Raw genomic sequence first — 25,458 nt, forward strand, 5'->3', positions numbered from 1 at the left:
TTCCATAAAGATTATGTATAAAAGGGACAAGGTAGAACTGAAGGTTTACTTATCCAACATATGTAAAAAGCCAGGGTAATTACCCTGACTTTACTATTTAAGTTCTTATTATTTGCTTTCTTCGGCCTTTTCACGCTGTTCTTTTAAGACGGCTTTGCGAGAAAGGTTTACACGACCTTGTTTATCAATCTCAGTTACTTTAACTAATAGTTCGTCTCCGATTTTGACAACATCCTCCACTTTACCCACTCGCTCTTCAGCAAGTTCAGATATATGAACGAGACCATCTTTACCAGCAAAGATTTCCAAGAAGGCGCCAAATTTTTCAATTCGTTTTACCTTACCAAGATACATTTCGCCTACTTGAACTTCACGAACAATATCTTCAATGATTTTCTTTGCCTTTTGGTTCATTTCTTGATTCGTTGATGCAATAAATACGGTACCATCCTGCTCGATATCAATCTTTACGCCAGTTTCTTCAATAATCTTATTGATTTGCTTACCGCTCGGTCCAATAACATCACGAATTTTATCTGGATTGATTTTCATCGTCAAGATTTTCGGTGCAAACTGTGAAAGCTCTGCTCTTGGTTCAGAAATAGTAGCCAACATAGAATTCAAAATATGCATTCTGCCAACTTTTGCCTGCTGAAGGGCCTCTTCTAATATTTCACGGGATAGACCTTCAATCTTAATATCCATTTGAAGTGCAGTAACACCTTTTGCAGTACCCGCTACTTTAAAGTCCATATCCCCTAGATGATCTTCCATCCCTTGGATATCAGATAAAACAGTATAATGCTCTCCAGATTTTACAAGACCCATTGCAATACCTGCTACTGGAGCTTTAATTGGAACACCAGCATCCATCATCGCTAATGTACTCGCACATATACTTGCTTGAGAAGTGGAACCATTCGATTCAAGTACCTCAGATACAAGACGAATCGTATATGGGAAATCCTTTTCAGACGGAACAATTGGTTCAAGTGCACGTTCGCCGAGGGCACCATGACCAATTTCACGACGTCCCGGACCACGGATTGGACCGGTTTCTCCAACACTGAATTGAGGGAAGTTATAATGATGCATAAAGCGTTTTTCTTCCTCTATTCCGAGACCATCAAGGATTTGTACATCCCCCATTGCCCCAAGCGTGCAGATACTAAGCGCTTGAGTTTGTCCACGTGTGAAAAGACCTGAACCGTGGGTACGAGGCAAAATACTTATCTGTGATGACAACGGTCGGATTTCATCAATTTTCCGTCCATCTGGACGAACTTTTTCTACCGTAATTAAACGACGCACTTCACCTTTAACAATCTTTTCCAATATTTGTTTCACTTGCTTCATATCTTCATCTGTGGCTTCTTGTCCCACATATTTGGCAATAACCTGATTTTTCACTTCTTTAATGGCATCTTCACGGGCATGCTTTTCCTGTACCTGAATGGCATTTAACATATCAGCTTCACAGATTTCCCGAACCTCAGCCTCGAGTTCTTTATCAATTTCATAAAGAGAAATTTCTCTCTTTGGTTTGCCAATTTCAGCGACAATTTTTTCTTGAAACTCAATTAAGCGTTTTATCTCATTATGACCAAACATAATGGCTTCAAGCATTGTTTCTTCAGGAACCTCTAACGCCCCTGCCTCAACCATGTTGATTGCATCCTTAGTTCCGGCAACAGTTAAATGAATGTCACTTTTTTCAGCTTGTTCAACAGTTGGGTTAACGACAAATTCATTGTTAACTCGACCTACGACCACACCTGCAATTGGACCTTCAAATGGGATATCGGATGTACTTAGTGCTAATGAAGAACCGAACATTGCAGCCATTTCTGTAGAACAATCCTGGTCCACACTCATGACAATACTGATAACTTGAACATCATTGCGAAAACCATCAGCAAATAGCGGACGAATTGGTCTGTCAATTAGTCTGCTTGCTAATATTGCTTTTTCACTTGGACGGCCCTCACGTTTAATAAAACCGCCCGGGATTTTTCCGACCGCATATAACCGCTCTTCATAGTTAACCGTTAATGGAAAAAAGTCTAAGTTTTTTGGTTCTTTTGAAGCAGTAGCTGTACTTAATACTGCTGTATCTCCATAGCGTACTAGGACCGCACCGTTTGCTTGTTTAGCTAATTGTCCAATTTCGACAGTTAATTTACGGCCTGCCCAAACCATGGAATACTCATGTTTCAATTGTTCCATATTTTTACCCCTCTCTATCTAAATCACTTAGGAGGATGATGCGAAAATTTTCACTCTCGCTATACTCATCATACTAAATTTACTTTATTAAAAAGCTTAAAAAGCTGTTGTTTCAATAGGTAATTACCTTAATAGTATGCACAAAAAGACCTGACTTAAAAATATGTATAAAAAATTCTTTATTTTCTTTTCTTCTTTTTAAGGCTAATAAAAAAGCGGGAATAATCCCGCTTCTGTAAATTAACGACGTAGACCAAGCTTATTAATTAACACACGGTAACGTTGTACGTCTTTGTTACGTAGGAATGTTAAAAGATTACGACGTTTACCAACCATTTTCAAAAGACCGCGACGTGAGTGGTGATCTTTCTTGTGAGTACGTAAGTGCTCATTCAAATTGTTGATTGATTCTGTAAGGACAGCGATTTGAACTTCTGCAGATCCAGTGTCGCTTTCATGAGTTTTAAACTCATTGATAAGTTCATTTTTACGTTCTTGAGTGATTGCCATCCGGATTCACCTCCTAAATTTTACAAATCCCCTGATACCGAGCAAGCGTTGGTGATTCGTCTTGCCAAGTAGAGGTTATTTTTAATACGTTAATAAGAATACAACTTTTCTCGTCAAAAAGCAAGGCTATACCTAAGTTTATTGTAAGAAAAACACTTTTTAAAGGTCAGAATTATGAAGATTGTCTTGTTTAATAAAATAATTTAGTGAATTTTGCTTATCTTTTTCTATTTGAGCAACCAGTTCTGCTATCCCCGAGAATTTTTGTTCTTTTCGTAAGGGAAGATGCCACTGAATGACCACTTCTTTACCATAGATATCCTCATTAAAGTTGAATAAATGTACTTCGACAGAAGAATGTAAGGCTTCCTTATTAAATGTGGGTTTGTAACCAATATTACAAACTCCATTGTACCATTGCGTGTCTTTGTCTAATTTCATTCTTACTGCATACACACCGAGCGGCGGGATAATATAGTCATCATTTATGTCAACATTTGCCGTTGGAAAGCCAATCGTTCTGCCTCGTTTATCCCCGTGAATGACAATGCCCGAGGTAGTATAGTATCGACCAAGAAGTGAAAGAAGAGTGTCTGTTCTCCCCTCTTTAAGCAGCTTTCGAATTCTGGTTGAACTAACCTTTTCGTCAGCTTGAGTAAACTTTGGAACGACTGAATAAGAAAATTGATTTCTTGAATGAAAGGGCAATGTTTCCATTGTTCCCTTTCCCATACGCCCATAAGTAAAATCAAAACCAGCAACCACGTGCAATACGTTCAGTCCAATAACGTATTGGTCAATGAATTCCTGAGGAAGCAAATTAGCAAATTCAGTGGTGAAATTAATGATAAATAAATAATCAATACCAAGTTCTTCAATGATTTTTATTTTTTCAGTTAATGGGGTGATAGACTGAATCTGCTGCTCCGTTTTTCCTAATACCACTGAGGGATGGGGATCAAATGTCATGACCGCACTGCAAATACCTTTTTCATCAGCATGCTTTTTTGCCTCAAGAATCACCTGTTGATGTCCACGATGCACGCCGTCAAAATAACCCAGAGCCAGTGCTAGGGGTGGATTTTCAGCATTTATTTTTTTATATGGAAATCTAAGCCTAATTACTTCCAATGAAACTCACCTTTTCTATACCGTACCTTTTTAATCTAAATCATTACGTAACACTTTAACTGGTTTAAGGAGGTCTGGCTTGCTTGGATGTCTTGAATAAATAGCCAGGGCTAGTCCATCAGCAGTTTCAGTGACAATTGGTCCGTTACTTGTTGATAAATGTTCTGGCATCTGTAATAATGCGCCATTTTTCACTTTCTCTGCTACTTTATCATTAATTAGTAATTTCGGCAAATCAGAAAGTGCAGTTTCTAATGGTCTTAATACACTCGAAATTGTTCCTTCTTCCATATGTCTTTCAATCTCTTCGAACGTCAAACAATCCTCTAATGAATATGAAGCTGATTGAACTCTTTGTAAGTACGACATATGTGCGGGGTAGCTTAGCATTTCACCTATCATTACTGCTAAGGTTCGAATATAAGTTCCTTTACTACAACTAACTCTAAACCTAAATGTAAGGGTTTCACCAATAAATTCAGAACGATCATCTAATAGTTCGATTGAATAAATCGTAACCTTCCTAGTTGGCCGTTCGACCTCAATCCCTTTCCTTGCTAATTCATACAGACGGACCCCGCCTACTTTTACCGCTGAGAACATTGGTGGGGTTTGTTCAATTTCACCAGTGATTGATTGAAATACTTGAAGAATCTCTTCTCGTTGAATGATCCGGTTTACTGGTTTCTGTGCCACTATTTCACCTGAGGCATCTTCCGTTGTGGTCGAAAAACCAATCGTTACTTCTCCCTCATAAGCTTTACCAGCCTCTGTTATGTATTCAGCAACCTTGGTCGCCTTTCCTATACAAATAGGAAGCACTCCGGTGACGTCTGGATCTAATGTGCCTGTATGACCTACTTTTTTTGTTTTTAATATTTTACGTAACCTAAAAACACAGTCATGGGATGTTAAGCCTGCTGGTTTAAATAAAGGTAATATACCTTCCAATCAGTTGTCCTCCAATCAAAAATTTCATCGAAAAAAAAGGATAGACAATGTCTATCCAATTATTCTTCTTCATTTTTTTCTAAAGGTTTTTCATCCTTATGGAGTTGATGAAGAAGTGTATCAATTCGATTTCCGTAATCGATAGATTCATCCCATTCAAAGAGGATTTCAGGTGTTTTACGAAGACGGATACGGTTGCCGATTTCAGTTCGAATAAAGCCTTTTGCTTTGGCCAAACCTTTTAACGTATTTTCCCTTTGCTCTTCATCACCTAATACGGAAATATATACTTTCGCTTGTTGTAAATCTCCTGTTACTTCAACGTCGGTAACCGTCACAAAACCAATCCGTGGATCCTTGATTTTACGTCCGATGATGTCACCTAGTTCTTTTTTCATTTGTTCGCCTACTCGATTTGCTCTGTGGCTCATCACATTCACCTCTTAACTTAAAGCCATTCAATCTCGGTGATCGTTCTCTCTATTTCTGGAAAAGAATCGATTAATTTCAAAGCATTTTGCAACTCATGTTCCGTCGTTACACGTGTGGAAGTTACAACAACAATGGCAATTTTCGTTCGTTGCCACATATCCTGAAATCCCACTTCTGATACAGAAACATTATATTTCTGTTTTAAACGTGTAAGAATTCGTTGCAGAACAGCCCGTTTCTCTTTTAAAGAATGAGCATCATAAATCATACATTCACAAACGGCCGAACCGATGATCATTTCCGTTCAATTTCTTCCATTACATATGCTTCAATGATGTCGCCTTCCTTAACATCATTAAAGTTTTTAATGGTAATACCACATTCGTACCCTTGGGCAACTTCTTTTACATCATCTTTAAATCGTTTTAACGCGTCAATATTCCCTTCAAACGTAACAACACCGTTACGGATTAAACGAATACCGCTATCCCGAGTAATTTTACCATCTGTTACATAAGAACCGGCAATTGTTCCGACCTTTGAAACTTTAAAGGTTTGGCGGATTTCTGCTTGACCAATAATTTTTTCTTGGAATTCAGGATCTAGCATACCTTTCATTGCTGCTTCTATCTCTTCGATTACTTTATAGATAATCCGGTGTAGACGAACGTCCACTTTCTCTGCTTCAGCTGCACGTTTTGCATTTACATCAGGGCGAACATTAAAACCGATAACGATCGCATTTGAGGCAGCGGCAAGACTAATATCTGATTCATTAATCGCACCAGCACCACTATGGATAATTTTGATGTTAACACCTTCAACATCTATTTTTTGCAATGAAGCGGCAACCGCTTCAGCAGACCCTTGAACGTCGGCTTTAAGGATGATATTTAAATCCTTCATTTCACCTTGCTTCAATTGGTCAAATAATGTTTCTAAGCTAACAATCGATTTTTCACCACGATGGGCTACTAACGCTGTTTGAGCGCGCGCTTCGCCAACTTGACGGGCAGTTTTTTCGTCCTCAAATACAACGAAACGATCTCCTGCTTGCGGCACGTCATTAAGTCCGGTTATTTCAACAGGTGTTGACGGACCAGCTTCTTTAACGCGGCGTCCTTTGTCATTCACCATTGCACGGACACGACCAAACGTATGCCCCACAACAATTGGATCACCAATCTTTAGAGTACCGTTTTGAACGAGTAAGGTTGCGACAGAGCCACGACCCTTATCTAATTGTGCTTCGATAACAGTACCAACGGCTTTACGATTCGGATTGGCTTTGTATTCCTCTACTTCACCAACAAGTAAAATCATTTCAAGAAGCGTGTCAATTCCTTCTCCGGTTTTTGCAGATAGAGGTACAAAGATAGTTTCCCCGCCCCATGCTTCGGATACTAATCCATGTTCCGTCAATTCTTGCATTACACGGTCAGCATTTGCAGCTTCTTTATCCATTTTATTAACAGCTACAATAATTGGAACCTCAGCAGCCTTCGCATGGTTGATTGCTTCAACAGTTTGCGGCATAACACCGTCATCTGCGGCGACAACCAAGATTGTAATATCAGTAATTTTAGCGCCACGTGCACGCATCGTCGTAAATGCAGCATGTCCAGGTGTATCAAGGAATGTTATTTTTTTGCCATTTTCCACTACTTGGTAGGCACCAATATGCTGGGTAATTCCCCCTGCTTCACCTTCTGTCACCTTTGTGTTTCGGATGGAATCGAGCAAGGTTGTTTTACCATGGTCAACGTGACCCATTATTGTTACAACAGAAGGTCTTTCAATGAGTGATTCCTCCGAATCCTCTGTAAAATACACTTCAAGATCTGTTGTATCTATTTTTATTTCTTCTTCCACTTCAACCCCATACTCACTTGCAATTAATTCAATCGCATCTTTATCTAAGACTTGATTAATAGTTGCCATGACACCAAGTAAAAAGAGCTTTTTAATAATCTCAGAAGGCTCACGATAAATCTTTTTCGCTAATTCACCCACAGTTAGTGATTCACTGAAAGTAATCTTAGCTGGAAGCTCCTTCTCTTTTCTTTTCTGTGGCTGGGCTTGTTGGACTGGCGTATGAGTCTTCTTCTTTTTATTATTATTATTATTATTGCGATTTTGATTAAAATTATTATAAGGCTTGGCCTTAGCTTTATCAGCATTGTTGAAGACCTTATTTTCTTTCGACTGAGTTTCCTGGTTTTGCTTCTTGCCTTCGACCGTTTTTGGAGGAGAAACAACTTTTACTTTGCTAGGAGCGGCATTTTTATCTGCAGCTTCTTCAAATGCTTTAGGAGTTTTCGTCTGAACTTGCGGCCTTTGCGTTGACTGTGCAGGTCTTTGGTTTTGACGCTGCGCTTGAGTTGGACGAGAGTTTGTAGATCGTTGTGGCTGTTGTCCAGTTTGACTATTCTCTGGTTTTTGCTGTGGTGCCTTGTTATCATTTTTACTGAATGTTTCGTCAAGCTTTTTAACTTCTGCGTCTTCTATTGTTGCCATATGATTGGAGACCTCTATGTTCATTTCTTTTAGTTTTGTGATGATTTCTTTACTTGAAATGTTGTGTTTTTTTGCATACTCATATACACGTATTTTACTCATCTTTTCACCCCCGCTAGATTTAATCGAGCAACGTTACCATTTTTTTGGCAAATCCATCATCCAGAACAGCTACAACAACGCGGGCTTCCTTGCCAATTGCTTGACCAAGAAGATTACGATTTTCCACAATTTTATATGGAACCTCATACGAATTACACTTATCAGTAATCTTTTTTGTCGTATTTGCAGAAGCATCTGCGGATAATAAAATGAGAAACGCCTTTCCGCTTTGAATCTGCTTCACGGTTAGCTCCTCACCTGATATGATTTTGCGTGCTCGATTGGCCAAGCCAAGCAATGACATCCATTGATTTTGTTTCATTTGGATTGTCAATTCTCCTTCTCTATAAGCTCAAGTAGCTCCTCGTATAACGAATCATTTATAGAAACCTGTAAGTGATTAGATAGGGTATTCTTTTTCTTGGCAAGTAAGACAGCTTCCTTGTCCCTTGAAAGGTAGGCACCCCTTCCGGATTTCTTCCCCGTCAGGTCGATGGATACTTCCCCTTCTTTTGAGCGAACGATGCGAACAAGTTCTTTTTTCGGTTTCATTTCACCGGTTGCCACACATTTGCGCATAGGAACTTTTTTCTGATTGTTCATTCATCATTCACCTCACTTTTTAGTCCAACTCTTCTTCATAATCGAAATCAGTATCAACTTGATCATCAAAAAGTCTTATGGTTTCTTCACGTGGATAAATTCCAATCTCACGTGCATCAGTTTCTGATTTAATATCGATTTTCCAGCCTGTTAGTTTTGCAGCTAAGCGGGCATTTTGTCCACGTTTCCCGATTGCTAAAGAAAGTTGATAATCAGGAACAACAACGGTTGTTGCTTTTTCATTCTCGTTAACCATAACATCTAAAACTTTGGAAGGGCTAAGAGAGTTTGCCACAAACACGACCGGGTCTGCTGACCACTTGACAATATCAATTTTTTCACCCTTTAATTCATTGACTACCGCTTGAACTCTTGCACCTTTAGGTCCAACACATGAACCAACCGGGTCTACTTCAGTATTGTCAGAATGAACCGAGATTTTCGACCGATCTCCGGCCTCACGGGCAACTGACTTAATTTCAACAGTTCCGTCATAAATTTCCGGAACTTCAATTTCAAACAACCGTTTTAAGAGACCGGGATGTGTCCGAGATACGAATATTTGCGGTCCCTTCGTCGTCTTTTCAACTTTGGTAATAAATACTTTTATTCGATCATGAGGCTTATAACGTTCATTTGGCATTTGCTCATTTACAGGTAACAATGCCTCAATTTTCCCAAGACTTACATAAATGAATTTCGAATCCAGTCTTTGGACAATACCGGTCATAATATCTTCTTCACGGTCGATAAACTCCGAATAAATAATTCCACGTTCTGCTTCTCTTACACGCTGAGTAACCACTTGCTTTGCCGTTTGGGCAGCAATCCGCCCAAAGTCCTTAGGTGTTACTTCCATTTCGACAATATCTTCCACTGAGTAATTAGGTGTGATTTGTCTGGCATCCTCTAAGGAAATTTCGAGACGAGGGTCAAATACTTGATCGACCACTTCTTTTCTAGCAAAAACACGCATGGATCCTGACTGTAAATTTAAATCAATTCGAACATTCTGGGCCTGATTAAAATTTCGGCGATATGCCGATACAAGAGCTGCCTCGATTGCCTCAATTAAAACATCTCTGGAAATACCTTTTTCTCTTTCCAGTATAGTAAGAGCATCTAATAATTCGCTGCTCATCTGTTTGTATCCCCCTATCCTTTATCTATTATTTCATTACGAAAAAGAGACGGCTAATCGCGCGTTGGCTACTTTTTCATAGGGAATTTCAATCGTTTTCTTCCGTGTTTTAATCTTCATTTCGATTTTTAAATGTTGACCATTAAATTCTAATAATTCCCCTTCAAAGCTTTTCTCCCCATCGATTGGTTCATAAGTTTTGATAAAGACATTTTTCCCGATTGCCTTTTGGAAATCTTTATCTTTTTTCAATGGACGCTCTGCTCCAGGTGAAGAAACTTCAAGAAAATAGTTATGGGGAATCGGATCAAGCTCATCGAGTTTTTCGCTGAGTTTTTCGCTAACGAGTCCGCAATCCTCAATATCAACACCGTTGTCTTTATCGATATATACGCGAAGAAACCAGCTTTTCCCTTCTTTCAAATACTCAATTTCCACTAATTCCAAACCAAGTTCTTGAAAAATAGGCGTTGCTATTTCTTCTACAACTTCCGTTACCTTGCTCATGCTTTACCTCCTTTTTCCGATAATTTCACCCATATTGTATGTAGTTCACGGAAAGTTTTATCATGTTACACTAAGAAAAAACATTTATACAAAAACGAAAGAGCGGGTTTCCCCACTCTTAGTCACGAGAGTATTTCTTAGTATTTCCAATAAAACTATACCATAACCAACATTTTTATGCAAATAGCTTCGTGGTTTGTCAAGTATTTTCCTATTTAGAACAGCGATAACTGGTTTTGCTCTGGAAGGGCTGCGAGACACCCTTGTTTGTCTAAAAACTCAAGAATCGTCTTAGATACTTTTCCACGCTGCTGCAAATCTTCTTTCGATAAAAATTCACCTGATTCCCGAGCTTTGATAATATTATAGGCCGCATTTGTTCCTAGTCCCGGAATGGAATTAAACGGCGGAATTAAGGTGTTGCCTTCGATGGTGAATTCAGATGCTGATGATTTGTATAGATCGTAGTTTTGGAAAACAAATCCTCTTTCTGTCATTTCAAGTGCAAGCTCCAAAACCGTTAATAAGTTCTTCTCTTTATTTGAGGCTTCTAAACCTTTAGCATTAATTTCTTCTATTTTTGCCCGGATTGATTCTGAACCACGTGACATGGCTTCAATGTCAAAGTCTTCCGCACGGACAGTAAAGTAGGCTGCGTAATAAAGTAATGGCAAATGAACCTTGAAATAAGCAATTCTAACGGCCATCAGTACATAGGCAGCAGCATGTGCCTTTGGAAACATGTACTTAATCTTCTTACAAGAGTCAATATACCATTCTGGAACTTCGTTTTTCCTCATTTCCGCTTCCATTTCTTCACTTAAGCCTTTACCCTTACGTACAGATTCCATAATTTTAAAAGCAAAAGACGGGTCCAGTCCCTGATAAATAAGGTAGACCATGATATCATCACGACAGCCGATTACTTCACTTAAATTACAGGTTTTATTATGAATTAGTTCTTGAGCGTTCCCAAGCCATACATCAGTCCCATGAGATAATCCGGATATTTGGACAAGTTCTGAGAAGGTAGTTGGCTTCGTATCCTCAAGCATTTGGCGGACAAATCGTGTTCCGAACTCTGGAATGCCGAGCGTACCTGTTTTACACATAATCTGTTGTTCTGTTACGCCTAATGACTCGGTTTTACTGAATATCTTCATAACCTCAGGGTCATCTGTTGGAATTGTTTTTGGATCCATTCCGCTCAAATCCTGAAGCATCCTAATGACAGTCGGATCATCGTGTCCGAGTATATCTAGTTTTAAGACATTATCATGGATGGAATGGAAATCGAAATGTGTTGTCTTCCATTCTGAGTTTCTATCATCTGCTGGGAATTGAATCGGTGAAAAATCATAAACATCCATATAATCGGGGATGACGATAATTCCACCGGGATGCTGTCCCGTTGTTCTTTTTACACCTGTACAGCCCGAAGCGAGTCGATCGATTTCAGCTCCACGAAGTTGAAGGTTGTTATCCTGTTGATATGCCTTAACATAACCAAACGCTGTTTTATCAGCAACCGTGCCAATCGTCCCTGCCCGAAAAACATATTCTTCTCCGAAAAGAACCTTTGTATAATTATGGGCGCGCGGCTGATATTCACCAGAGAAGTTTAAATCGATATCGGGAACCTTGTCCCCTTTAAAGCCAAGAAACGTTTCAAACGGAATATCGTGCCCGTCTTTATGGTACTTCCCACCACACTCTGGGCAATCTTTATCAGGCAAATCAAAACCGGAACCGACCGAACCATCATTAAAAAACTCCGAATGTTTACAGGTTGGACACACATAATGAGGCGGCAGCGGATTTACTTCAGTAATTTCTGTCATAGTCGCAACCAGAGAAGATCCAACTGACCCCCTTGAACCTACTAGGTAGCCGTCATCCAAGGATTTTTTAACCAGCTTATGAGAAATTAAATAGATAACCGCAAATCCATGTCCAATAATACTTTTCAGTTCTTTTTCTAACCGTGCTTCCACAATTTCGGGTAAGGTATCGCCGTAAATTCTCCGTGCCATCGAATAACTCATTTCACGCATTTCTTCATCGGCACCCTCAATTTTCGGTGTATATAAATCGTCTTTAATCGGTTTTATTACTTCAATCATATCAGCGATTTTATTCGTATTCGTTACGACAATTTCCTTTGCCTTCTCTTTTCCTAAAAAGGAAAAAGCATCAAGCATTTCATTCGTTGTTCTAAAGTGAACGTCTGGAAGTTGATGACGATTTAATGGGTTTGCTCCACCCTGAGAGTTAATTAATATTTTTCGATAAATTTTATCATTTTCATTTAGGTAATGAACATTTCCAGTGGCAACAACTGGAAGTCCTAATTTATCGCCAAGGTTTACGATTTTCGCAATAATGTCTTCCATTGCTTTTTCATCGCTCACCAATTCCATTTCAATCAATGGTGCATTTACTTCTTTCGGCATGACCTCAAGATAATCGTAGAATCCAGCATGGGCTTCCACTTCTTCTGGAGATTTTTGCATCATCCCTTCAAATACTTCACCTTTACTGCAACCAGAGCCAACGAGAATCCCTTCCCTGTATTTTTGGAGGACAGATCTTGGTAATCTAGGAACACGGTAAAAATATTCAATGTGAGATATGGATACAAGTTTAAACAGGTTTTTTAAACCCGCTTGAGTTTGAGCCAATAATGTACAATGATAGGGACGTGCCCGTTGATAGGCATTGCCTTTTCCCATATTATCATTAAATTGGTCATGGTATTCGATTTCCTTTTCAAGGGCATCCTTTAACATTTTCAAAAGTAAATAACCGGTAGCCTCTGCATCATAAATGGCACGGTGATGCTGTGTTAATTCAATGTCAAACTTCTTGGTTAATGTATTTAAACGATGGTTTTTCATTTCAGGATAGAGAAACCGTCCAAGTTCTAATGTATCAATAACAGGATTTTTTGCCTTATCAAAGCCGATCTTTTTATAACCAACATTAAGGAAACCCATATCAAACGAAGCATTATGAGCAACAAGAATGGAGTCGCCGGCCCATTCTCTAAAATTCCGAAGAACTTCCTCAATTTCCGGGGCAGTTTGGACCATATCATCGGTAATGCCTGTAAGGTTGATTGTTGTTGCCGATAAACGGTGATGCGGATTGGCAAAGGATTCAAAACGGTCAATGAATTCCCCGTCATGTATCTTAACAGCCGCAAGCTCAATAATTGAATTATACACAGCTGAGAGCCCCGTCGTTTCAACGTCAAATACAACATAAGTATCCTCTGCCAGCAGACGGTGTGTGTCATTATAAGCTATCGGCACCCCATCATCCACCAAATTCACTTCAACGCCATAGAGAATTTTTATATCATTTTTCTTCCCGGCACCATAAGCTTCAGGAAAGGATTGCGCAACTGCGTGGTCGGTTACCGCTATCGCTTTATGTCCCCACTTACTCGCCTGAGTAATCAGTGCGCTTACAGGTGTTACAGCATCCATTTGACTCATTGGTGTATGAAGATGGAGTTCTACTCGTTTTTCATCTTCGGGTGCCGTATCCTTCCGGGCAGCAGGCCTTATTTCATTAATATCATTACAAATCATCACGAGATCACGGACAAAAGTATCATTCTGAATACTGCCTCGAACTTTTACCCACATTCCTTTTTTGACAAGCTGAAATAGGGCTGCGTCCTCTTTATCACGTGAAAACATTTTTACCATGATAGAGCTGGTGTAATCGGTAATTTTGAAGGTCAACAGTGAACGGCCGCTCCTGAGCTCACGTATCTCAGCATCAAAGATATAGCCTTCGACAGCGACTCTTCTTTCTTCATCGACAATATCAATCAGGCTGCGGAAGTCATTATTATCCTTTATGGTTAGACCAATCGTAAGTGGCCCAGATGGCAATTCACCGGAAGCATGATCTTTCTCAGCTTCTTTTTTCTGCAATTCCACCATTGCTTGAAGTCCACGTTCTTGGTCTTCCTTTTGCTTGGCAAGTAAAAATTGTTGGTATTCCTCATTTTCCTCTACATTTTTCAATTCTGTCTCGATTGCTAAATTGGGAAACCCAAACGATTGATATATCTTAGAAATTGTCTCGGCGTATTTACGCTTTAATGCTAGCCCTTCTGTATCGTTACGAACAGAAACAGTAAGCTTATTTCCGTTCACTTCGGGAAGTTGTTCATGTAATAGCTTTAAAAGCGGCGGAGCAATTCCATCTATTTGCTGAATGCTATAACTCCAATAATCTCGTATTAATTCTGGGGAAATGGTTTGATTTGTTACATTGATATGGTATGAAACCGTTGCTATGCTGGAAAATGCTCGTTCGAGCTGTGTCGAAAACAGAACATAAACATTATAAGGAAGGATATTTTCAAATAAAAATTGAAAATGCCACTTTCTATTCTTCTTTTCAACCAATAACCTATCTATTTGCGCATTGTTGAAATGCACTACTACAGCATCCTCAATCAATTGCATCTGCTGGAGCAAGAGTTGGAATCGCTCTTTTTTGCCTATGGCATTTTCGCTCATCGTTCTCTCTCCCATCTATAAAAAATTACTATTTTTATCTCATCAAAAAATAATTATATCATATGGCACGAGATGATTCGGTTTTATTTTTTTCCAAAATAAGGCCCCCGTTTCAATTAACAGGGGCGATGAAAATTCCAATATTACAAGAAAAACCTTTGAATATCATTCCACGTTACCACAAGCATGAGCAGCATCAAGAGCGCGAATCCAATAAAATGAACCATACCTTCTTTTTGACGGTCAATTGGCTTGCCTCTAACAGCCTCGACCGCAAAAAACATCAATCTTCCACCGTCTAGAGCGGGAATAGGTAATAAGTTCATAATCCCTAAGTTAATGCTTAAAATACCTGCCCATTTCATTAAATAATAAATTCCCGATTTAGCAACGGAATCTGTGGCTTGGTAAATACCAACTGGTCCTGAGAGTGCATCAATTGAAAATTGACCTGTAACTAATTTACCCACCATTACAAAAATCTGCTTCGTCCAGAAATATGTTTCTGTGAAGCCCGCCTTAACTGCTTGAATTGGCGATTTTTCGACAGGACTATAAACACCAATCAGCCCAATTTTCTTTCCTTCTACCGTTTTTTCAATCGGGGTTACCGTGATATCTAAATCCTTTTTGTCACGGAGAATCGAAAAATCTAGTTTCTCATTTGGGTTTTTCCGAATGACCTCGACAACATCAGACCAACTAGAAATTTCTGATCCATTGATTGTTTGGATGAGATCGCCTTTTTTAAGTCCCGCAGTCATTGCTGCCCCGTCATGTGTTATTTCACCTAATTTAGGTTCATTCGTAGGTACACCCTGTAAAAAGGCAATAATAATAAATACAAAGAACGCAAGGACAAAATTCATCATCGGACCGGCAAAAATAGCCATCGTTCTTTGTCCTAATGTTTTTGATCCGAATTGACGGTCTATAGGAGCAATTTGGGATTCAGTCCCATTTTCAACAATGACAGCTTTTGGATCAATCTTAAAGGTTTTTAACACTTCATCTTCATCATCAGGAAATCCTTTAATAATTAAATCCTTTTCGATATCCGCATATTCCACTTCAACAATCCGACAGTTTGGAAACTTCTCTTTATTATTTAAGATGATTTTATTTACAATTTCATCCTTATCCAATACCAAGCCAATTCGATGCCCAGGCTTTATTTCAATCATTTCCGGGTCTTCGCCAGCCATGCGGACAAATCCTCCGATCGGTAGTAACCGAATCGTGTAGGTTGTTTCCGCTCTTTTATGGGAAAATACTTTTGGGCCAAAACCAATGGCAAATTCACGGCATAAAATACCAGCCCTTTTTGCGAAAATCAAATGACCTAATTCATGAAAGAATACGAGTGCGCCAAAAATCACAATAAAGGCAATAACTGTAGTCAAAATAAAACCACCTTTTTATCAGGATAAGAGATATTCTTTTACTTAAGTTTTAAGTTTGTCTTAGAGGAGCGAGTGGACATACTCTCTAGTTTCTTTGTCTATCTCTTGAATTGCAGTAAGGCTTGGGTGAGTCGTGATTTGATGAGCGGTTAATGCTTTCTCAATCAAATCTTCAATCTGTAAGAATCGGATTTTCCCTTCTAGAAAAGCTGCCACGGCCACTTCATTAGCCGCATTCAATACGGTTGGCATTGAACCGCCTTTTTTTCCAGCCTCATAAGCAAAACCTAGGCATCGGAATCTCGCCATATCCATTTCTTCAAAATGTAATTTTCCGATATTTGCCAAATCCAATCGTTTTGATGAACGCAATGGCAGTCGATCAGGATAGGTGAGTGCGTATTGGATGGGGACCCTCATATCCGGTGTTCCCAGTTGGGCAATGATACTGCTATCATGAAACTCTACCATTGAATGGATGATGCTCTCTTTATGAAGCAGGACATCAATCTTTTCATATGGCAAATTGAAAAGCCAATGTGCTTCAATGACTTCCAACCCTTTATTCATCATCGATGCGGAATCAATCGTGATTTTTGCCCCCATCGACCAATTGGGATGGTTTAGTGCTTGTTCAACGGTAACATTTTTCAATTCTTGCCTGGTGAAATCACGAAAGCTTCCGCCAGAAGCAGTTAAAATTAATCTTTCGATGTTTTTTTCCTTTTCTCCCTGCAATGCTTGAAAAATGGCAGAATGCTCACTATCGACTGGAAGGAGTGGGACATTATTTTTTTGGGCGGCCTCGATAACTAAATGACCTGCAGTTACGAGTGTTTCTTTATTGGCAATAGCGATTACCTTCCCACATTCAATCGCTTGTAGAGTTGGATGTAACCCCACACTCCCAAGCACTGCATTAACAAGAATATCTGCCTTTTCATATACTGCTGTTTCAATAAGTCCTTCCTGACCAAAAGTGAACTTAATAGTAGGAAATTCTGCTTTTAATGTATTACAGTCATGGTAGTCTTGTACAGAAACAAGCTCAGGCTGAAACTCGATAATCATTTTTCGAGCCAAATCAATATTTTTTCCAACAGAAATTGCCGCTAATGTAAATTCAGATGGATGCTCACGGATAATATCTAACGTTTGGGTTCCAATTGATCCTGTTGCACCCAATAAGCTAATTGTTTTCAATAAAATGTCAACTCCTATATGTGAAGCGCACGCGCTTTATAACCAAAGGTGAAAGAAATGTAACAAGGGCCATACAAATAAAAGGCTGTCAAATCGATCTAGAATACCACCATGACCTGGTAAGATGTTACCAGAATCCTTGACATTAAAGTGACGCTTAAAGGCAGATTCAACTAGGTCACCAATTTGTCCAAAAATGGAAAGTACGACAGTTATTCCCATTAAGGATATAAGTCCAACGTTAATGTTTGAGAAGAGTACAAACAGCACTGCAATAATAACTGCACAAACAACACCGCCTATCGAACCTTCAACGGTCTTATTAGGGCTTATTTCAGGCCACAGCTTAGTTTTACCAAGTGCTTTTCCGATAAAATAAGCACCAGAATCCGTTGCCCACATAATAAATAAAGAATACAAAATATAGACAAGGCCTCCATCCTGCCTCGTTTCAAAGAAAAAGTAAAAGCCAATACCTACGTAAAAGGCTGATAGAATCGAAAATGATACGTCTTCAAATGTATATTGATTTTTGGTTATTACTGTGAAAGTTAATAGCAGAAGAATTAATGCTATACATATCTCAATTTTTGAATAATAAAAGGAAGCTAAAATATGATGATACTCTGCAGGGAAAAGAAGCACCCAGAGAAATAAAAGCGCTAACACACCATGGACTGAAAAAATAGTTAGTCTTTTCATTTTTAGTAACTCATACAAACCTATCGTCGCTAAAAAATAGGTTAAAATTACCAGCGGAAGTCCACCGAAATAGACAATGGGTAAAAATAGTGCAGCTGCAATGACTGCTGTTATGATTCTTTGCTTCATTAATTTTTCAACACCTTTGTTGTTCTATATGCCACCAAATCGACGCTGGCGTTTCTGGAACGTTTCAATTGCTTCAAATAAATGTTCTTCATTAAAATCCGGCCACAAGACATCTGTAAACCAGAACTCTGAGTAAGCCAATTGCCAGAGCATAAAGTTACTTAAGCGGATTTCACCACTCGTGCGGATTAACAGGTCCGGGTCGGTAAAATCAGCTGTCATTAAGTAGGAAGAAAAGACTTTTTCGTCTAAATCTGTCTCCTTCAGTTTACCACTTTTGATATCGTTTAAGACTTGCTTTACACCATCAAGAATTTCGGCTCTGCTCCCGTAATTTAGTGCAAAGTTTAAGACTAAACCATCATTATTTTTTGTGTCCTCTATAGCTTTTTCTATTGCACGCAGTGTATGTACAGGAAGTTGATTTTTATAACCCATCATTTTGACTTGAACATTTTCTTTAATTAAATCCGGCAAAAATGTGCCTAAAAATTCGTCAGGCAGACTCATGATATATTCAACTTCATTTTTTGGTCTTTTCCAGTTCTCAGTTGAAAAAGCATACAAGGTTAAGGTTTTTATCCCGAGTTCACTTGCTAACTTCGTTGTTTTTCGAACAACTTTCATTCCCTCGTGATGACCAGCAATACGTGGTAATGCCCGTTTCTTAGCCCATCGTCCGTTGCCATCCATAATAATCGCCACATGCTCAGGAATAGGCGATTTTTTTATATCATCTATTTTATTTCGGAGTGTGGAAGTGTTATTTCGGTTCTTCCCAAGCCTTAATTTATTAAACATAACATTGCTCCTCCATTTAATTAATCATTTCCTCCGAAAATAAATCATCTATCAAATCCATTGAAGCATGTGTGTCGTTATGTAATGGACATTTCGGGGTAGCATGTTTTTATCATACCAAAAAAGCAAAAAGATATCTCTAATAATTAACTTATGTAAAATAGCAGGAATTAAGAATTATATTCAGACAACTTTCAGGGGACAATTAAAATCCTTAAAATTACTAATAAAATAGTGAAAAACCCCCTAAACAGAGGGTTCTTATTTATTAATTAAACTTCCAAAATTTCCTTTTCTTTGTCTTTAGTAATTTGGTCAATTTTGCTAATATATTCGTCGGTTAGTTTTTGCATATCTTCTGAATGTCCACGAAGACCATCTTCTGTAATTTCACCATTCTTCTCGAGCTTCTTTAATTCGTCATTCCCATCTCGACGAATATTACGGATCGCTACTTTGGCTTCTTCTGATTCCTTTTTGACCAATTTCACTAACTCTTTGCGGCGCTCCTCAGTCAACTGTGGAATTGAAAGGCGGATTACCATCCCGTCATTGGTCGGATTTAAACCTAAATCAGATTTCAGAATTGCTTTTTCAATATCCCCAAGCGTTGATTTATCATAGGGTTGAATAACAATAAGCCTTGCTTCAGGTGTTGAAATACCAGCCATTTGATTGACAGGAGTCGGCGCACCATAATAATCAATTGTAATTCTGTCCAACAACGAAGCGCTCGCTCTTCCCGCTCGGATGCTGGCAAGCTCACGTGAATATGACTGAATCGCTTTTGTCATACGTTCTTTAATGGTAGAAATGACCTGTTTTGGCATTAATGTTTCCCCCTCACAATTGTTCCTATTTTCTCACCCATAACTGCTCTTTTAATATTTCCTTGTTCCATGATTGAGAACACAATCAATGGAATATCATTGTCCATACATAAAGAGGAAGCAGTAGAGTCCATGACTGCTAATCCTTCTTTAAGAACATCTAAGAAAGACAAATCTTCATATTTAGTAGCATTTGCATCTATTCGAGGGTCTGCAGAATATACTCCGTCAACATTATTTTTCGCCATTAAGATGACTTCAGCATCGATTTCTGCTGCACGAAGTGCTGCAGTTGTGTCCGTTGAAAAATATGGATTCCCTGTACCCGCCGCAAAAATAACTACACGTTTTTTTTCTAAATGCCTAATTGCACGGCGTCTAATATAAGGCTCTGCTACCTGGCGCATTTCAATAGAAGTTTGCACCCGTGATTCAATCCCTAAGTGTTCCAAACTGTCTTGCAGTGCTAATGAATTCATAACCGTTGCAAGCATCCCCATATAATCAGCTGTTGCCCGGTCCATCCCCATTTCACTGCCAATTTTACCGCGCCAAATGTTACCGCCGCCAACAACGACAGCTACTTCTACACCAAGCTCTGCGATTTCCTTTACCTGAATAGCAATCGATTTGATTACAGAAGGTTTAATTCCAAAGCTTGATTCACCTGCAAGTGCTTCTCCGCTCAACTTTAATACCACGCGTTTGTACTTAGGACCGCTCATATAAACCTCCATTTATGTAGGTAATTCTTTTTAAAAAAGGGAACACACCGTGTCCCCTATTTAAAAACTTATTTCATTAACATTCCCTTAAAACTAAATTATTTTAGGCTCAAGTATAGTTATTAATTATTTTTTAATTTGATTCATTACTTCTTCAGCAAAGTTGTCTTCGCGTTTTTCGATACCTTCTCCTACTTCGTAACGAACGAATTCACGGATCGTAGCACCTTTAGATTCAACAAATTGACGTACTTTTTGATCAGGGTTTTTAACGAAAGTTTGATCAAGTACACAAACATCTTCAAAATATTTCCCAAGACGTCCTTCAACCATTTTTTCAACGATTTTTGCAGGCTTGCCTTCGTTAAGAGCTTGTTGTGTTAATACTTGACGCTCATGCTCCACTTCTTCTTGAGAAACTTCGTCACGTGAAACATATTTTGGCTTAAGTGCAGCAATATGCATTGAAACATCTTTCGCAGCGTCAGTTTCTGTTGTACCTTCAAGAACAGATAATACAGAAATACGTCCACCCATATGAATGTAAGCGCCAAATGCATCATTGTCTGTTTTTGATAATACTGTAAAACGACGAAGTGTTAATTTTTCACCAATCTTTGCAATTGAAGCATTGATATGGTCTGCTACAGTAGCACCATTTTCCATTGTTTGAGCGGATGCTTCTTCAACAGATGCCGGCTTGTTGTTTAAAAGATGTGCAGCTAAGTCTTTAACAAGTGCTTGGAAAGCTTCGTTTTTCGCAACAAAGTCAGTTTCAGAGTTTACTTCTAGGATAACTGCATCGTTTCCTTCAGTTACAACATAAGTTAAACCTTCTGCCGCGATACGGTCGCCTTTCTTAGCAGCAGATGCAATCCCTTTTTCGCGTAAGAAATCAATTGCTTTGTCCATATCCCCATCAGTTTCAGTAAGTGCCTTTTTGCAATCTAACATACCAGCACCAGTTTTTTCACGTAATTCTTTTACCATTTGAGCAGTAATTGCCATAATGTAAATTCCTCCTTTATTTTACTATGTATCCATATCTTAGCCAATGACAGCTAATATAAAACTTTTAATAAAAACCTTCTTTAAAAAAAGGTGATAAAGGGTCTCCCTCTTATCACCTTTTATTTTAATTAAGCTTGAACTTGAACTTCTTCGCCTTGTTTCGCTTCAAGGATAGCATCTGCCATTTTACCTGTTAAAAGCTTAACCGCACGAATCGCATCGTCATTCGCAGGAATAACTACATCTATTTCGTCTGGATCACAGTTAGTATCAACAATACCTACGATAGGAATGTTTAATTTCTTAGCTTCTGCAACTGCGATACGCTCTTTACGAGGGTCAATAATGAAAAGTGCATCAGGAAGTTTTTTCATATCTTTAATGCCGCCTAAGAATTTCTCAAGACGCTCTTGTTGTTTCTTTAATTGTACAACCTCTTTTTTAGGTAATACTTCAAAAGTTCCGTCTTCAGACATTCTTTCGATATCTTTTAAGCGGCCAATACGCTTTTGGATTGTTTCAAAGTTTGTAAGAGTACCACCTAACCAACGTTGGTTAACATAGTACATACCAGAACGGCCCGCTTCTTCTTTAACAGAATCTTGAGCTTGTTTCTTTGTACCAACAAAAAGAACTGTTCCGCCGTTACCAGCAAGTTCCTTAACCCAGTTATAAGCTTCTTCAACCTTTTTAACTGTTTTTTGTAGGTCAATGATATAGATACCGTTACGCTCTGTGAAGATATATTTCTTCATTTTTGGGTTCCAACGGCGAGTTTGGTGTCCGAAATGTACACCAGCTTCAAGCAATTGCTTCATAGAAATGACTGACATGTTTTTTCCTCCTAATGGTTTGTTTTCCTCCGCTCACTTCATTTCTAAACAGAAACTGTTTTTAAGGCAGCACCATCTGTTTGGATCAATGAGCGTGTGTATTAACACCATGAAATAATATAGCATATGTAATTCTAACAATCAAGCATTAGTGTAATAAAAAAACAAAATCCCCAGAATACTGGGGATAAGTTTTTATTAATTTGATCTTAATTTATCCAATTCCATCAGAAACTTGTCATTTAAGACCTTAATATATGTCCCTTTCATACCTAGGGAACGTGATTCTATTACCCCTGCACTTTCAAGCTTTCTCAGTGCGTTAACGATTACTGAACGAGTAATTCCAACACGGTCAGCTATTTTTGAAGCTACTAATAATCCTTCACGACCATTAAGCTCTTCAAAAATATGCTCGATTGCTTCAAGTTCACTATACGATAATGAACTAATCGCCATTTGTACTACCGCTTTACTTCTAGCTTCTTCTTCGATTTCTTCTGACTTTTCACGTAAAATTTCCATCCCTACAACTGTTGCCCCATATTCCCCAAGAATTAAATCATCATCGTGGAATTTTTCTTGCAATCTTGCAAGGATTAAAGTACCAAGACGTTCCCCACCGCCAATAATCGGAACAATCGTGGTTAACCCTTCTTTAAATAATTCTCCATTTTCTACTGGAAAAGCTGTATATTGGCTTTCAATATCAAGGTTTGATGAGGTTACTTGAATATTAAATAAACTATTTGTATATTCCTCAGGGAATTGACGATCCTCAAACATCTTTTTCATTCTTTCATTTTCAATTTGCTGATAAATTGAAAACCCAAGAAGTTTACCACGACGGCTAACAATGTACACATTTGCTTCAATTGTTTCGCTCAATGTCTCTGACATTTCCTTAAAGTTAACTGGTTTACCTGCCGCCTTTTGCAATAATACGTTAATCCTTCTAGTTTTTGTAAGTAAATCCATCTGTTTCTTCCTCCTAATTAGCTGCAACCATTATTAAATTTTTAATTAATTTTATAAGATAAACTGACTTAAATCTTTATTTTTGGAAATTGCCCCAAGTTTATCATCTACATATTTTGGAGTAATATCAATCTTCTCCATAGAAATATCTGGAGCTTCAAAAGATAAGTCTTCTAAAAGCTTTTCGAGAATCGTATGAAGTCGTCTTGCTCCAATATTATCTGTGTTTTGATTCACTTCAAACGCAACCTCTGCAATTCTACGAATAGCATCGTCAGAAAATTCAATTTGTATACCTTCTGTTTCCAATAATGCTTGATATTGTTTAATGAGAGCATTATCTGGTTCGATTAGAATCCGGAAAAAGTCATCCACAGTTAGCTTTGTCAATTCAACACGAATTGGGAAGCGACCTTGAAGTTCTGGGATCAAATCTGAAGGTTTCGCCATGTGAAATGCACCGGCAGCGATAAATAAAACATGGTCAGTTTTTATTGAACCATATTTAGTCACCACTGTTGACCCTTCCACGATAGGCAGAATATCTCTTTGAACCCCTTCTCTTGATACATCTGCAGAAGAGCCTCCTGAATTTTTACTAGCGATTTTATCAATTTCATCGATAAAAATAATTCCAGCTTGTTCTGCACGATAAATGGCTTCAGAATTTACTTCATCCATATCAATAAGCTTAGAAGCTTCTTCATTCGTTAACACCTTGCGAGCTTCACGTACAGTCAATTTACGCTTTTTACGTTTTTTCGGCATAAAGCTGCTTAAAGCATCCTGCATATTCATTCCCATTTGCTCAATCCCTGAACCCTGAAGCATATCAAACATAGATGGTGCCTGCTCATCTACTTCAACCGTAACAATTTCATCCTCGAGCTGACCAAGTGCTAATTTTTCTTTAACAATTTTCCGTTTTTCAGTAATCGAATAATCTTCCTGATTTGTTTCCGGTTCAGTAGATGTGTTCCCTCCGCCAAATAACATTTCAAGGGGATTTTTATAGTTATTGGCCTTTTTTGCTGATGGAACAAGCAAATCGACTAGCCTGCTATTGGCATTCTCTTCGGCACGTTCCTTAACATTTTGCATCCGTTCCTCTTTTACTAAGCGAACAGAGGTTTCAGCAAGATCTCTAACCATGGATTCTACATCGCGTCCAACATAGCCAACTTCAGTAAATTTCGTTGCTTCTACTTTAATAAAAGGGGCACCAACAATTTTGGCAATCCTTCTGGCAATTTCGGTTTTCCCAACCCCAGTCGGACCAATCATCAAAATATTTTTGGGGATAACTTCATCCCTAAGCTTCTCGTTCAACAAACCTCTTCTGTAACGATTCCTTAAAGCAACAGCCACTGCTTTCTTAGCATCTTTTTGTCCAATGATATATTGATCAAGTTTTTCAACAATTTGACGAGGGGTTAAATTTGTTGTTCTTCCCATGATAATTAGTCTCCTTCCGGTTATAGCTCTTCAACAATAATGTTATGGTTTGTATACACACATATTTCAGCTGCTATTTCTAAAGAAGCTTTCGCAATTTCCTTAGCAGATAAGTGGTCTCCAGAATATTTCTTTAAAGCACGTCCTGCGGATAATGCATAGTTTCCACCTGAACCAATCGCAAGAATCCCATCGTCAGGTTCGATGACTTCACCCGTTCCTGATACAAGCAGCAAATATTCATGATTCATAACAATAAGCATAGCTTCAAGCTTTCGGAGCACTTTATCACTTCTCCACTCTTTGGCAAGCTCTACAGCAGCTCTTTGAAGATTACCGTTAAATTCTTCTAATTTCCCCTCGAACAGTTCGAAAAGAGTAAACGCATCCGCAACCGAACCAGCAAAACCGGCTAATACCTTTCCATTAAATATCTTTCTTACTTTTCTTGCTGTGTGCTTCATCACTACCGCATTACCAAATGTCACTTGTCCATCACCAGACATTGAATATTCACCATTATGATGGATTGCAAAAATTGTTGTTGCATGAAATTGGTTCATTAAGATGAGCCTCCCTTTGGAGTGATATATATTCACATTTCCTCGCAGATAAAGTATGTAACTAGTAAAAGTACCTTTTACATGAAAGTTTATAAAGAAATATTACTGATATCATGTTGATAATGTTCAATAGTTTATTTTGAGTAATTAATTTCTATTTGTAA

The 25,458-nt window shown here is 38.5% G+C and carries 23 protein-coding genes; all 23 read right to left on the reverse strand.

All coding sequences use genetic code 11. The features are described from left to right. Positions 1–108: 108 nt before the first annotated feature. Positions 109–2,226, reverse strand: a complete 2,118-nt coding sequence (pnp, locus tag BDR01S_RS01950; RefSeq protein ID WP_066252759.1) for a polyribonucleotide nucleotidyltransferase — start codon at positions 2,224–2,226, stop codon at positions 109–111. Positions 2,227–2,466: 240 nt separating this feature from the next. Continuing rightward, complete coding sequence (gene rpsO, locus BDR01S_RS01955) at positions 2,467–2,736, reverse strand: 30S ribosomal protein S15 (protein ID WP_026566475.1); 270 nt, start codon at positions 2,734–2,736, stop codon at positions 2,467–2,469. A gap of 159 nt (positions 2,737–2,895) precedes the next feature. Continuing rightward, positions 2,896–3,867, reverse strand: coding sequence for a bifunctional riboflavin kinase/FAD synthetase (ribF, locus tag BDR01S_RS01960; RefSeq protein WP_066252757.1), 972 nt, complete (start codon positions 3,865–3,867; stop codon positions 2,896–2,898). Positions 3,868–3,897: 30 nt separating this feature from the next. Then, a complete protein-coding gene (gene truB / locus BDR01S_RS01965) occupies positions 3,898–4,818 on the reverse strand; it encodes a tRNA pseudouridine(55) synthase TruB (protein ID WP_066252755.1) in 921 nt (306 codons plus the stop codon). Between the two features lie 59 nt (positions 4,819–4,877). Continuing rightward, a complete protein-coding gene (gene rbfA / locus BDR01S_RS01970; RefSeq protein WP_066252753.1) occupies positions 4,878–5,249 on the reverse strand; it encodes a 30S ribosome-binding factor RbfA in 372 nt (123 codons plus the stop codon). Positions 5,250–5,266: 17 nt separating this feature from the next. Continuing rightward, positions 5,267–5,548: a DUF503 domain-containing protein gene (locus BDR01S_RS01975; protein WP_066252750.1), complete on the reverse strand. Its 282-nt coding sequence runs from the start codon at positions 5,546–5,548 to the stop codon at positions 5,267–5,269. After that, entirely contained in the window at positions 5,545–7,869 is a 2,325-nt protein-coding gene (gene infB / locus BDR01S_RS01980; protein ID WP_066252749.1) for a translation initiation factor IF-2, read from the reverse strand. The genes BDR01S_RS01975 and infB overlap by 4 nt, the downstream gene beginning before the upstream one ends. Before the next feature lie 19 nt (positions 7,870–7,888). Continuing rightward, complete coding sequence (locus BDR01S_RS01985) at positions 7,889–8,191, reverse strand: YlxQ family RNA-binding protein (protein ID WP_066259857.1); 303 nt, start codon at positions 8,189–8,191, stop codon at positions 7,889–7,891. An 8-nt stretch (positions 8,192–8,199) separates the two neighbouring features. Continuing rightward, positions 8,200–8,472: an RNase P modulator RnpM gene (gene rnpM / locus BDR01S_RS01990; protein WP_066252747.1), complete on the reverse strand. Its 273-nt coding sequence runs from the start codon at positions 8,470–8,472 to the stop codon at positions 8,200–8,202. 19 nt (positions 8,473–8,491) lie between these two features. Next, complete coding sequence (nusA, locus tag BDR01S_RS01995) at positions 8,492–9,613, reverse strand: transcription termination factor NusA (protein WP_066252745.1); 1,122 nt, start codon at positions 9,611–9,613, stop codon at positions 8,492–8,494. 36 nt (positions 9,614–9,649) lie between these two features. Then, positions 9,650–10,120, reverse strand: coding sequence for a ribosome maturation factor RimP (gene rimP, locus BDR01S_RS02000; RefSeq protein ID WP_066252744.1), 471 nt, complete (start codon positions 10,118–10,120; stop codon positions 9,650–9,652). 215 nt (positions 10,121–10,335) lie between these two features. Then, entirely contained in the window at positions 10,336–14,661 is a 4,326-nt protein-coding gene (locus BDR01S_RS02005; RefSeq protein WP_066252743.1) for a PolC-type DNA polymerase III, read from the reverse strand. A 143-nt stretch (positions 14,662–14,804) separates the two neighbouring features. Next, a complete protein-coding gene (rseP, locus tag BDR01S_RS02010; RefSeq protein ID WP_066252741.1) occupies positions 14,805–16,064 on the reverse strand; it encodes an RIP metalloprotease RseP in 1,260 nt (419 codons plus the stop codon). A gap of 60 nt (positions 16,065–16,124) precedes the next feature. Continuing rightward, a complete protein-coding gene (gene dxr / locus BDR01S_RS02015; protein WP_066252738.1) occupies positions 16,125–17,267 on the reverse strand; it encodes a 1-deoxy-D-xylulose-5-phosphate reductoisomerase in 1,143 nt (380 codons plus the stop codon). Positions 17,268–17,303: 36 nt separating this feature from the next. Continuing rightward, the gene (locus BDR01S_RS02020) at positions 17,304–18,098 is read right to left on the reverse strand and encodes a phosphatidate cytidylyltransferase (RefSeq protein ID WP_066252736.1); all 795 of its coding nucleotides are present in this window, start codon (positions 18,096–18,098) and stop codon (positions 17,304–17,306) included. A 24-nt stretch (positions 18,099–18,122) separates the two neighbouring features. Next, positions 18,123–18,899, reverse strand: coding sequence for an undecaprenyl pyrophosphate synthase (gene uppS, locus BDR01S_RS02025; protein ID WP_066252734.1), 777 nt, complete (start codon positions 18,897–18,899; stop codon positions 18,123–18,125). Positions 18,900–19,171: 272 nt separating this feature from the next. Beyond that, a complete protein-coding gene (frr, locus tag BDR01S_RS02030; protein ID WP_066252732.1) occupies positions 19,172–19,729 on the reverse strand; it encodes a ribosome recycling factor in 558 nt (185 codons plus the stop codon). Continuing rightward, positions 19,729–20,454 carry a UMP kinase gene (gene pyrH / locus BDR01S_RS02035; protein ID WP_066252730.1) on the reverse strand — a complete coding sequence of 242 codons (726 nt, stop codon included), beginning with the start codon at positions 20,452–20,454 and terminating at the stop codon, positions 19,729–19,731. Before pyrH ends, frr begins: the two co-directional genes overlap by 1 nt. A gap of 126 nt (positions 20,455–20,580) precedes the next feature. Next, a complete protein-coding gene (gene tsf, locus BDR01S_RS02040; protein WP_066252729.1) occupies positions 20,581–21,462 on the reverse strand; it encodes a translation elongation factor Ts in 882 nt (293 codons plus the stop codon). 131 nt (positions 21,463–21,593) lie between these two features. After that, positions 21,594–22,298, reverse strand: a complete 705-nt coding sequence (rpsB, locus tag BDR01S_RS02045; RefSeq protein WP_066252728.1) for a 30S ribosomal protein S2 — start codon at positions 22,296–22,298, stop codon at positions 21,594–21,596. Between the two features lie 198 nt (positions 22,299–22,496). Next, positions 22,497–23,276: a GTP-sensing pleiotropic transcriptional regulator CodY gene (gene codY / locus BDR01S_RS02050; protein WP_066252725.1), complete on the reverse strand. Its 780-nt coding sequence runs from the start codon at positions 23,274–23,276 to the stop codon at positions 22,497–22,499. Between the two features lie 51 nt (positions 23,277–23,327). Then, positions 23,328–24,731 carry an ATP-dependent protease ATPase subunit HslU gene (hslU, locus tag BDR01S_RS02055; protein WP_066252724.1) on the reverse strand — a complete coding sequence of 468 codons (1,404 nt, stop codon included), beginning with the start codon at positions 24,729–24,731 and terminating at the stop codon, positions 23,328–23,330. A gap of 20 nt (positions 24,732–24,751) precedes the next feature. Continuing rightward, entirely contained in the window at positions 24,752–25,294 is a 543-nt protein-coding gene (hslV, locus tag BDR01S_RS02060) for an ATP-dependent protease subunit HslV (protein WP_066252722.1), read from the reverse strand. Positions 25,295–25,458 lie beyond the last annotated feature (164 nt).

Source organism: Neobacillus drentensis NBRC 102427 (genome assembly GCF_001591445.1).
In the GTDB taxonomy this organism is placed as follows: Bacteria; Bacillota; Bacilli; order Bacillales; family Cytobacillaceae; genus Neobacillus; species Neobacillus drentensis.